This window comes from Mycobacterium sp. TH-M106, assembly GCF_057473765.1.
The window spans coordinates 1-10058 of record NZ_JBYCLE010000570.1; the positions used below are offsets into that span (position 1 = coordinate 1).

Genomic DNA, 10058 nt, shown 5'->3' on the forward strand with positions numbered 1-10058 from the left:
AGCGGGTGACCAGGATGCCGCCGATCGTCAGCTTCGGGTTGAGCCGGTCGCGCACCTTCTCGACGGTGTCGGTGAGCAGCGCCAGCCCGCGCAGCGAAAAGTACTCGCATTCGGTCGGGATGACGACGTCGTCCGCGCAGGAAAGTCCGTTGACGGTGAGCAGACCCAGCGACGGCTGGCAGTCAATCAACACGTAGTCGTAACGGTCCAGCACCGGGCGCAGCGCACGGCTCAGGGACTGCTCCCGGCCCACCTCGTTGACTAGCTGGATCTCGGCGGCGGACAGGTCGATGTTGGACGGCACCAGGTCCAGGTGCTTGACCTGGGTTGCGATGAGCACTTTGTCGATCGAGACCCGTGGCTCGACGAGCAGGTTGTGAATGGTGTGCGCCAAGTCGTAGTGCGGCACCCCCAGGCCGGCCGACAGGGCACCCTGCGGGTCCAGGTCCACCAGCAACACGTGCCGGCCGTACTCGGTCAGCGCGGCGCCCAGGTTGATCGTCGAGGTGGTCTTGCCGACGCCGCCCTTCTGGTTGCACATCGCGATGACCTTGGCCGGGCCGTGCGACGTGCGCGGCTTAGGCTCCGGGATCGCACGGGGCGGGCGCCCGGTCAGGCCGACGCCGGCACTGCCGTCAGCGTCCTCGCTCACGCGCGCCGCTCCTCTTCATCGCGTCGCCCCCGCAAGCGGGCGTACCCGCACTGCATCGTCGCTGGCGCGGCTCATGTTAGTCAGGTGTCGTCAACCGTGACGGCACTGCGGTGGCGAACATCCGCAAGAGTCTAGCCGGTTACGTCGCCTGAGCCGGGCAGAAAATCGGCCGGGACACCAATCGATCGGCATAAAGTTGCCACCATGGACCTCAAGCAACGCATGCCGTTCCTGCGCTGGTCGGTCTTACGATTGCTGGTCGGAGAACGCAACATCACCGCAACGGGCCAGATCGGCGACGGACGCGAGGCCGCGGCAGTTGGCTACGTGCTGAAAAACGCCCGCGCGGGCGACATCGACGACGTGCTGGCCACCATCGACCGCTTCGCCTACCAGAAGTCGATGCTGATCAACGTCGGCGACGAGAAGGGCGCGCTGCTCGACGCCGCGGTGCGCCGCGCCGACCCGAAACTCGCCCTGGAGCTGGGCACCTACTGCGGCTACGGCGCGTTGCGCATCGCCCGAGCGGCGCCGGCGGCCAAGGTGTACTCCGTCGAGCTTGCCGAAGCCAACGCCGTCAATGCCCGGCAGATCTGGGCGCACGCCGGGATTGGCGACCGAGTCACCTGCGTGGTGGGCACCATCGGCGACGGCGGCCGGACGCTCGACGCGCTGACCACCCGGCACCGTTTCGTCGCCGGCGCGCTGGACTTCCTGTTCCTCGACCACGACAAGGACGCATACCTGCCCGACCTGCAGAGCATCCTCGACCGGGATTGGCTGCATCCGGGCGCGATCGTCGTCGCCGACAACGTCAAAATGCCCGGTGCGCCACGCTACCGCGAGTACATGAGCCGACAACAAGGCGCGTTGTGGAACACCATCGAGCACCGGACGCACGCCGAATACCAGAGCCTGATCCGGGATCTGGTGCTGGAGTCGGAGTACCTGGGCAACCCGGGTTAACCGGCCGAACCAGGTTAAAAAATCACGATATGGCTTGCAGCAGATTCAGCGCTGACCTGTGCGTGAGCTTCCATCCGCCCTGGTTGACGAACTTGACTTTCAGTGTTTGCGGCGGAGTTTTGGGGCTGGAGCCCGTGACGGAGGCCGTCGCCGCACCCGGCTCGGCCGGTTGAATGTCCGATACGTTGAAGGTGATCGGCCAATCCCCACTGTCGACGGCCTGCTGGACCTTGCGGTTGGCCAGGGAAGCTTCGGTGGGCGAGATCCCGCCCTCGATCAAGTTGGCCTTGTTCTCGAACGGGATGTTGGCGTCAGCGAGACCGGCCAGAATGCCCACCAGCACGTCGGCGGCAGGTAGGTCGGCCGCCGGCTCCAGCGGCAACGGCACACCGAAGACAACCTGCTGCACGTGGGAGGCGACACCGCTATTGACCGGGCCACCGGCCAAGACGCTCGACGCAATGGATGTCAAGCCTGCTGCGACAGCGGCGACGGCGGTGCCCGCTCCCACAGTTGCGATGCCGACGCGAAGTGATTTCACAGCCACGATTGCCCCTTCGATTGCGAGCCGATACCGAACATTTAGTCACACTATCGTCTCATCGGCAACGTGTCACCGGTATTCGTCCCCAGTTTTCAGGTCACCTGCGTAGAACGGGGTGCTTCCCGATTATGACGTGGCCATGGCAGCAGCATGGGCACTCGAGCCCGGTAGTCGCGGTACGGAAGGCCCAGCGCTGCCAGCAGGTCGTGTTCTTCGAGCTGCAGTGCGATAAGGATGTAAGCCGTGGTCGCCACCGCGAAGAGCAGATGTCCTGCCGTCATCGTCGGGGTGGCCCAGAACGCGACGATGAAGCCCAGCATCATCGGGTGCCGCACCAGTCGATACAACAGCGGGGTTCGAAACCCGATGTCTGCGTAGGGCTGACCACGACAGGCCAGGTACACCTGCCGCAACCCGGCCAGGTCGGAATGGCTGATCATGAACGTCGCCGCCAGCACGGTCGCCCAACCCAGCCAGAACAGCACGTGCAAGACGACGCGCGCTACCGGTGTTGTCACGTTCCACATCACCGCAGGCATTGTGCGCCATTGCCAATACAGCAGGAACAGCACCAGGCTCGACAGCAGGACGTAGGTGCTGCGTTCGATGGTCTGCGGCACGAACCGCGTCCACCACCGCTTGAACGCCGGACGTGCCATCACGCTGTGCTGGACGGCGAACAGGCCGAGCAGCAGCACGTCGACCGCGATGGCTTCGCCGATCGGCGCGGTCAGGCCAGCGTCGACACTGCGGGGGACCGTGATGTTGCCCACAAAGCCGATCGCATACAGGAAAGCGGCCAGAAAAATCACATAGCTCACGGCGCCGTAACCGATTGTCAGAATCCCCTTCACGCGTCCACCACCTTGTCATGCGCAGTCAGCGATCGAACACCTATTGAGCGGTTTGAGGGACGTCGGGTGAGATGCGCTGCACGTGCCCTTGTCGATTACCTCAAGCATGGCTCGGCGTTTGGACGGCTGACACTGCGGAGGAGGTGACCACAAGCCGTCGCTTGGCGGTGGCCACCTGCCGTCGCTTGGCGGTGGCCACCCGCCTGACGATCTTCGGGCGCAACAGCAGCGCGGGCGGATCGACGAGGTTCATCACCCGGAAGAATCCCTCGGTGGCCACCGGGTCGGATTCCGCGGCTGTCAGCAGACGGTCGGTGTACCAATTCGCCAGCCGGGTCCGCACCGAACGCCGACCCTGAACCTGCGGCACCGCAAGATCAGCACCGCAGGCCAGCTGCCACGCCGCGCCGACCGGCTTGGCCGCGGCCCGGAAGAACCGCCAGCTCAAGTCACGATCCCCCGCAGACAGGCAATCGCGCAATATGACCGCCTCCAACGCGGCCACCGACATGCCCTGACCATAGACAGGGTTGAAGCTGCACATTGCGTCGCCGAACACCAGCAAACCCGCCGGGAAACGGAGCATCTTGTCGTAGCGGCGTCGCAGGCTGGCCGGATAGCGGTAGCGAGACACCTCGGTCAGGGGTTCCCCGGCTTCGAGCGCGGCCATCATGGGAGGTGGGGCGAACTCGGCGGCGTAGCGGATCATCCCGTCCCGGTCGGTGGGCGGTTCGTGCCCGACCAACCCGGCCAGGGTCACCATCCAGGTGTCGTTCTCGCACGCGAAGAGCGCCCCACCGGTCGGCCGTTCCGGCACCGGCCCGACGAGGATCAATTTCTCGGTGAGCGTGCCCGGTGGCACGCACACCAGCTGGCTGGCATAGGCCACCTCGACCACTATTCGGTCCTCCATCGGACGGCCATAGCCGAGCGCATCAAGAAACACCGGTGTGCGCCCGGCGCAACCCATGGCATCGACCACCAGGTCGGCAGTCAGCTCTCGTTCGTGGCGGGTGTCACGGTCGGCTATCCGGACGCCGGTGACCCGATCCGGCCCGGCCGCGACCAGCTCGACAACATCATGGTCGTCGAGAAGCGTCACGTTGCCGATGGCCCACACCCGCCCGCGGACGAGGGCCTCCAGAAACGGCCGACTAGCGAGATAGGACGTCATCGGTTGGGTGAACGAACATGACCTGTTGAGGTCGTGTCCGCTGAAGCGCAGCCAGACCCGCGACAGGTCACCGTGATCGAGGACGTTCGCCCCAGCCGCGGCCAGCTCGTCGAGTATCCCGGGAAAGAGCTGACCCAAGGCCTCCGAGCCGCTCGTCAATAGGCCATGGACATGCCGCCCCTGCGGAACCCCGCGTCGCTGGGCAGGCCCGTGTGGCAATTCGTCCCGTTCGACCACCGTGACCGCGTCATAAAAGTCGGCGAGCGCCCGAGCGGCAAGTAGTCCGCCTATACTGGCGCCCAGCACGACGGCGTGCTCACCGAGCCGGCCCATGTCAATTCCTCCGCGGCAACGCCCGGCAACCCTTGCCGGGCCTACCCAGGATCTATCGGCGAGCTCGAACCACCTAGAGTAGACGGCTACCCTAAATTCCCGCGGCCAGGATTACCGCGCCCGCGGGTGTGCACCCGCCCACACCTCGCGCAGCGCGTGCACGGTGACCAGGGTGTAGATCTGGGTCGTCGTCACCGAGGCGTGGCCCAGCAGTTCCTGGACCACCCGCACGTCGGCGCCGCCGTCGAGCAGGTGGGTGGCAAACGAGTGCCGCAGCGTGTGCGGCGACACCTTCGCGGTGATGCCGGCGGTTTTGGCCGCATCGTGCAGCACCTGCCACGCACTTTGGCGCGACAGGCGCCCGCCGCGCGCGTTGAGGAAGACCGCCGGCGTCCCCCGGCCCCGACGCACCAGCTCCGGACGCCCGCGCACCAGGTAGGCGTCCAGCGCCGCGATCGCGGGCCGCCCTATCGGGACCAGCCGCTGCTTTCCGCCCTTGCCGCACAGCAGCACCGACCGGTCCCGGGCGTCGATGTCATCGGCGTCGAGGCCGACGGCTTCGGAGATCCGGGCGCCGGTGGAGTACAACAACTCCAGCAGGGCACGATTGCGCAGTGTCCGCGGGCCGTCCGACGGGCTGTCCCCACCCGCACCCGCCAGCAGCGACACCACCTCGTCGACGGTCAAGCTCTTCGGCAGCCGCCGCGACGGCGTCGGTGGCTTCACCGCGCGCGCCACATCCAGCGCGGCCAGCCCTTCGGCGGCGGCGAAGCGGTGCAGGCCCCGCACCGCGATCAGCGATCGTGCCGCCGAGACCGCCGACAACGGAAGCGCACCGTTGCCCGGGTTCGGCTGCCGCAGCGCCACCAGGAATTCGCTGACGTCGTTCTCGCTGACCCGGGCCAGGTCGTCGACGCCGCGGGCGGTCAGATGCTCGGTATAGCGACGCAGATCGCGTCGGTAGGAGCTCAGGGTGTTGGCCGCTACGCCCCGCTCTATCGTCAAATGATCCAGGTAGCCCTGCACTTGGGCCTGAATCGGTGCCGTCACCGTAGTCATCGCCGGCCCCGCCGTGCGGCGAACGCGGTCGGTTTGTCGACCCAATCCGCCTCCACCGGACGCGGTCGGGCAAAACCCTGCGTGACGCTGAAGGCCGCTAAAACGCCTCCTACCGCAATGGCGTTCACAATGTCTCCACTGAAAACCAAACGAACAGCCTCGACCAACGGATACCACCGCAGCACCAGGTCCGCCTCTTCGTCATGGGCCTCGGGACGCTCCACGTCGGTCAGTCCGGTCGCCAGGTAGACCCGCACCGATTCGTCGCTGAATCCCGGTGTGGAATCAAGGTCGACGAGCACCTGCCAGGTGCCAGCCGCCAGCCCAGCTTCCTCTTTCAGCTCACGCGCGGCGGTCAGATGCGGTGCCTCGCCGTCCATGTCGAGCAGGCCCGCGGGCAGCTCCCACAGTCGTCGACCCAGCGGGTGGCGGTACTGGCGGATCATCGGGATGTTCAACGCGTCATCTAATGCCACTACGGCCACCGCGCCGAAGTGTTCCACCACCTCCCGGGTCGCGATCTTGCCACCAGGCATCCGCACCTGGTCAGCGCGCAGGGCGAAAATCTTTCCCTGGTGTAGCAGCTGCGACGACATCGTCTCGAAGATGTGCTCAGCCACGGGCCGCCGGCTCTTGCACGGAGTCATGCCGCGATTGGCCGACAGACTGGCCGACAGACTGGCCGCCGCCGTGGTGCTGTCTGCCGTTGGACGGATGCTCAGGTTGGCTCTCGGAGTAATGTCCGGGGATCTCCACCGGCAGCCGTTCCGCGGCTTTGTAATCCATCGCTGCCCTGACGAACGCGGCGAACAGCGGATGAGGCCGGGTCGGCCGGCTCTTCAACTCCGGGTGGGCCTGGGTGCCGACGATAAACGGGTGGACCTCCGGCGGATATTCGACGAACTCCACCAGATGCCCATCCGGAGAGGTGCCAGAGAACCTCAGTCCGCTCTCCGCGATTCGCTGCCGGTAGGCGTTGTTGACCTCGTAACGGTGCCGGTGTCGTTCGGAAACCTCGGTCGCTCCATAAGCTTGCGCCACAATGGAGTCCGGGTCCAGCACCGCGGGGTAGGCACCCAGCCGCATGGTGCCGCCGAGGTCGGCGGTACCGGCGACAGCATCTTGCTGATCGGCCATGGTGGCGATGACGGGATCCGGGGTTTCCGGGTCGAACTCCGCGGAGTTGGCCTCGGTGAGACCGACCGACCGGGCGGCGTCGATCACGATGCACTGCAGGCCCAAACACAGCCCCAATACCGGTAAGCCGCGGGTCCGGGCGTAGGCGATGGCGCCTATTTTGCCCTCGATGCCGCGGATGCCGAACCCGCCGGGAATCAGCACGCCGTGTACGCCGCTCAACGCCGCCGCCGCCCCGTCTTCCGTCGCACAACTATCCGACGCCACCCAGTACATCTCGACCTTCGCGTGGTGCTTGAATCCACCGGCGCGCAACGCCTCGGTGACCGACAGGTAGGCGTCGGAGAGGTCGACATACTTGCCCACCAACGCGATTCGCACCGTCTCCTGCGGCTCATGCGCCCGGTGCAAGAGGTCGTCCCATTCGGTCCAGTCGACATCCTTGAACGGCAGGTTGAGCCGGCGCACCACGTAAGCGTCGAGTTCTTCGCGGTGCAGCACCTTGGGGATGTCATAGATCGACGGCGCGTCCGGGGTGGAGATCACCCCGTCGATGTCGACGTCACACATCAACGCGATCTTGTTCTTCAGCGGTTCGGGGACGTCACGGTCGCAGCGCAAGATCAACGCGTCCGGGGCGATGCCGATGCTGCGCAACGCGGCCACCGAGTGTTGCGTCGGCTTGGTTTTGAGCTCACCGGACGGCGCCAGATACGGCACCAGGGACACGTGCAGGAAGAACACGTTCTCCCTGCCGACGTCGTGGCGGATTTGCCGCGCGGCCTCTAAGAACGGCTGCGACTCGATATCGCCGACGGTGCCGCCGATTTCGGTGATGACGACGTCCGGGCGGTTGTTGTCGGCATCGGATTCGGCCATGGCGAGGATGCGCTTTTTGATCTCGTCGGTGATATGCGGAATCACCTGCACCGTGTCGCCGAGGTACTCACCGCGCCGCTCCTTAGCGATCACTGTCGAATACACTTGCCCGGTAGTAACGTTCGCCGACCCGGACAGGTTCCGGTCGAGAAAGCGCTCGTAGTGTCCGACGTCGAGATCGGTCTCGGCGCCGTCTTCGGTGACGAAGACCTCGCCGTGCTGGAACGGGTTCATCGTCCCCGGATCGACGTTGAGATATGGGTCAAGTTTCTGCATCGTCACTACGAGCCCGCGCGCGGTCAGCAACTGACCCAGACTGCTGGCGGTGAGCCCCTTACCCAGCGAGGAGGCGACGCCGCCGGTGACGAAGAGGTGCTTGGTGGCGATTTGGGGGTGCTTTCGCAGAGCTGGCAACAGCGACCTCCGTGACGGCCGGGCAAGACGGAAGCAGGGTGGGGGCCTGCCGACCTACGGAATCTCACCCTAACACCGCGGCCGCATCGCGCCCGTTAACACGCCCTACTGCACCACGGTCACCGAGCGGGCACCGTGCCCGGTGCCGTACTGGCCGGGGTGACCACCATTGATCAGGTTTATCACCGCTATGACGACGGTGATCCGGCCGGATTCGGTGTCGACGTCATCGACGGTGCTCACCGCCCGGGCCAGGCCGGCGTCGTCGCGAGCCACCGAGACGGCGGCGGTTCCGGACGCGCAGCCGTCCCGGCCGGCCAGCACGGTCGCCGAGCCGTGCGGAGCCAGTGCCGCGGCGAACCGGGCCACACTGGCACCCTGGTTTCCCGCGTCGTCGCCGAGGGGCCCGCCGGTGATCACCACCGCGGCGTTCGCGGCGCCGATGTGCTGGTCGCCGTAGGTCAAAAACCCGGTGTCGCGCAGCGCGGCCAGCACGGTGTCCCGCGCAGCGTCGTCGGCCGGCGGAACCGCGGGATCGGAGTTGATCAGCAGCGCGACCCCGAGCAGGTCGCCGGCTTGTGATCCCTGGTCGACCAGTTTGGTGCTCAGCTGGGCGCCGGCCGGCACGATCGACGACTCGATCACCGAGCGCAGCTTCTCCGCTGCGTCGGCGTCGACGAACTGTTGGGTCAGCGTTATCGTTCCGGTGATCGTGCCCTGGGCCTGGCCGACGATGTGCGCGACCGCATCGACGTCGTCGTCGTGTGCGTCCGGGGTGCGGAAGATCACCACCGACTTGTCGGCCAACCCGTCGCGCACGATACGGCCGGCCACCGCGGCGTCGAAGTCGTTTGCGGCGTTAAGTTTTTCGTTGAGCACGTTCTCCTGGTCGTGCAGCGCATCGATCTGGCCGCGCAGATCGCGCTTCTCCTCATGCAGCCCTGACAGCAGGGGCCCGGAGAGCAGGCCCGACCCCAGCACGATGCCGACTGCCAACGCCAGGAACACCGCGGCCAGCGAAATCGCGTGGTGGCGAGGCGAGATCACGACCCTATGTCACCCAGCCCTGCACCCACAGCGAGAACCGGTTCCAGTAGTCGACGACCCAGTGCAGCACTGTGGTGTCGGTGCGCGACACCCACAGCGCGACGACAACGGCGACCAGCATTGTCAGTACCAGCAGAGCGATGGCGCCACCCGAGATGCGGTTGCGGTACAGGGTGGCAACCGCGTGAGAGTCCACCAGTTTCTCGCCGACTTTGAGCCGGGTCAAAAACATCGACGGGGTGCTCTGCTGGCGGGTCCGGTCGAAGAACGTCTCGATGCCGGCGGTGTGGCCGGCGGTGACCAGCAGTGCCGCACCGTGATGGTCGGCCAGCAGCAGCGCCAGGTCCATCGCCGATCCGGCGGCCGGAAAGGTCATCGCGCCCACCCCGAGGTCCTGGATGCGTTCCAGGCCCGGCGCGTGCCCGTCGGCGTCGGCGGGCAGCACCACGTGGGCGCCGCACCTGAGCACGTCGGTGCTGAGTTGTCCCGGGTCGCCGACGATGAGCTGCGGGCGATACCCCGCTTTGTGCAGCACGTCGGCACCGGGCCCAACCCCGATCAGCACCGGCTGGTACTCCTTGATGAACGGCTTGAGTCCTTTCAGGTCGTCGGCGGCGTGCGGCTCGCCGGCGACCAGCACCACATGCCGGCGATGCAGGTCGATATCGACGTCGGGGATCCCGACCCCGTCAATCAGCAGTGGACTCTCGCTGCGGATGAACTCGATGGTGTTGCCAGCGAACGCCTCCAGATGGGCGACCAGACCGCTTTTGGCGTCATGCATCTTCTCGGCGATCTCGAGTTCGCTTCGCTCGACGCCGAGAGCCAGCCGTCGGTCACCGGCGTAAACGCCGCCCTCATGCAGCCGGACTTTGCTGCCGTCCCTGATCTTCTTGAAAACCGTCGGCCCAGCGTCGTCGATCAGCGTGATGCCGTTGCCGACCAGCACCTCCGGACCGAGATTGGGGTAGCGCCCGGAGATCGACGACGACGCGTTGA

The 10058-nt window shown here is 66.3% G+C and carries 10 protein-coding genes; 1 reads left to right on the plus strand and 9 read right to left on the minus strand.

The genetic code is table 11. From position 1 onward, the window contains the following. A partial coding sequence (locus AC2VOP_RS19475; RefSeq protein ID WP_486962492.1) for a ParA family protein occupies nt 1–652 on the minus strand: 652 nt, incomplete at its 3' end. A 204-nt stretch (nt 653–856) separates the two neighbouring features. Here AC2VOP_RS19475 and AC2VOP_RS19480 point away from each other — a divergent pair. Further along, nucleotides 857–1618: an O-methyltransferase gene (locus AC2VOP_RS19480; protein ID WP_486962493.1), complete on the plus strand. Its 762-nt coding sequence runs from the start codon at nt 857–859 to the stop codon at nt 1616–1618. A 22-nt stretch (nt 1619–1640) separates the two neighbouring features. On the opposite strand, the gene AC2VOP_RS19485 is transcribed toward AC2VOP_RS19480, so the two are convergent. The 8 genes from AC2VOP_RS19485 to steA form a co-directional block, all read right to left on the minus strand. Further along, nucleotides 1641–2165 (minus strand): MTB12 family secreted protein, encoded by a 525-nt coding sequence (locus AC2VOP_RS19485; protein ID WP_486962494.1) that lies wholly within the window; start codon nt 2163–2165, stop codon nt 1641–1643. A gap of 89 nt (nt 2166–2254) precedes the next feature. Next, nucleotides 2255–3016 carry a methanethiol S-methyltransferase gene (mddA, locus tag AC2VOP_RS19490; protein ID WP_486962495.1) on the minus strand — a complete coding sequence of 254 codons (762 nt, stop codon included), beginning with the start codon at nt 3014–3016 and terminating at the stop codon, nt 2255–2257. 100 nt (nt 3017–3116) lie between these two features. After that, a complete protein-coding gene (locus tag AC2VOP_RS19495) occupies nt 3117–4523 on the minus strand; it encodes an FAD-dependent oxidoreductase (RefSeq protein WP_486962496.1) in 1407 nt (468 codons plus the stop codon). Nucleotides 4524–4634: 111 nt separating this feature from the next. Further along, nucleotides 4635–5582 (minus strand): site-specific tyrosine recombinase XerD, encoded by a 948-nt coding sequence (gene xerD, locus AC2VOP_RS19500; protein ID WP_486962497.1) that lies wholly within the window; start codon nt 5580–5582, stop codon nt 4635–4637. Next, nucleotides 5579–6202: an NUDIX domain-containing protein gene (locus tag AC2VOP_RS19505; RefSeq protein WP_486962498.1), complete on the minus strand. Its 624-nt coding sequence runs from the start codon at nt 6200–6202 to the stop codon at nt 5579–5581. The genes xerD and AC2VOP_RS19505 overlap by 4 nt, the downstream gene beginning before the upstream one ends. Then, on the minus strand, nt 6195–8003 hold the full coding sequence (gene pyrG, locus AC2VOP_RS19510; RefSeq protein WP_486962501.1) for a CTP synthase: 1809 nt from the start codon (nt 8001–8003) through the stop codon (nt 6195–6197). Before pyrG ends, AC2VOP_RS19505 begins: the two co-directional genes overlap by 8 nt. Nucleotides 8004–8117: 114 nt before the next feature. Continuing rightward, a complete protein-coding gene (locus AC2VOP_RS19515) occupies nt 8118–9059 on the minus strand; it encodes a copper transporter (protein ID WP_486962499.1) in 942 nt (313 codons plus the stop codon). Between the two features lie 4 nt (nt 9060–9063). Then, a partial coding sequence (gene steA / locus AC2VOP_RS19520; RefSeq protein ID WP_486962500.1) for a putative cytokinetic ring protein SteA occupies nt 9064–10058 on the minus strand: 995 nt, incomplete at its 5' end.

Coding starts and splice junctions, on each gene's coding strand:
- AC2VOP_RS19480 (WP_486962493.1), top strand. CDS start 857: ATGGACCTCAAGCAACGCATGCCGTTCCTGCGCTGGTCGGTCTTACGA.
- AC2VOP_RS19495 (WP_486962496.1), bottom strand. CDS start 4,523: ATGGGCCGGCTCGGTGAGCACGCCGTCGTGCTGGGCGCCAGTATAGGC.
- xerD (WP_486962497.1), bottom strand. CDS start 5,582: ATGACTACGGTGACGGCACCGATTCAGGCCCAAGTGCAGGGCTACCTG.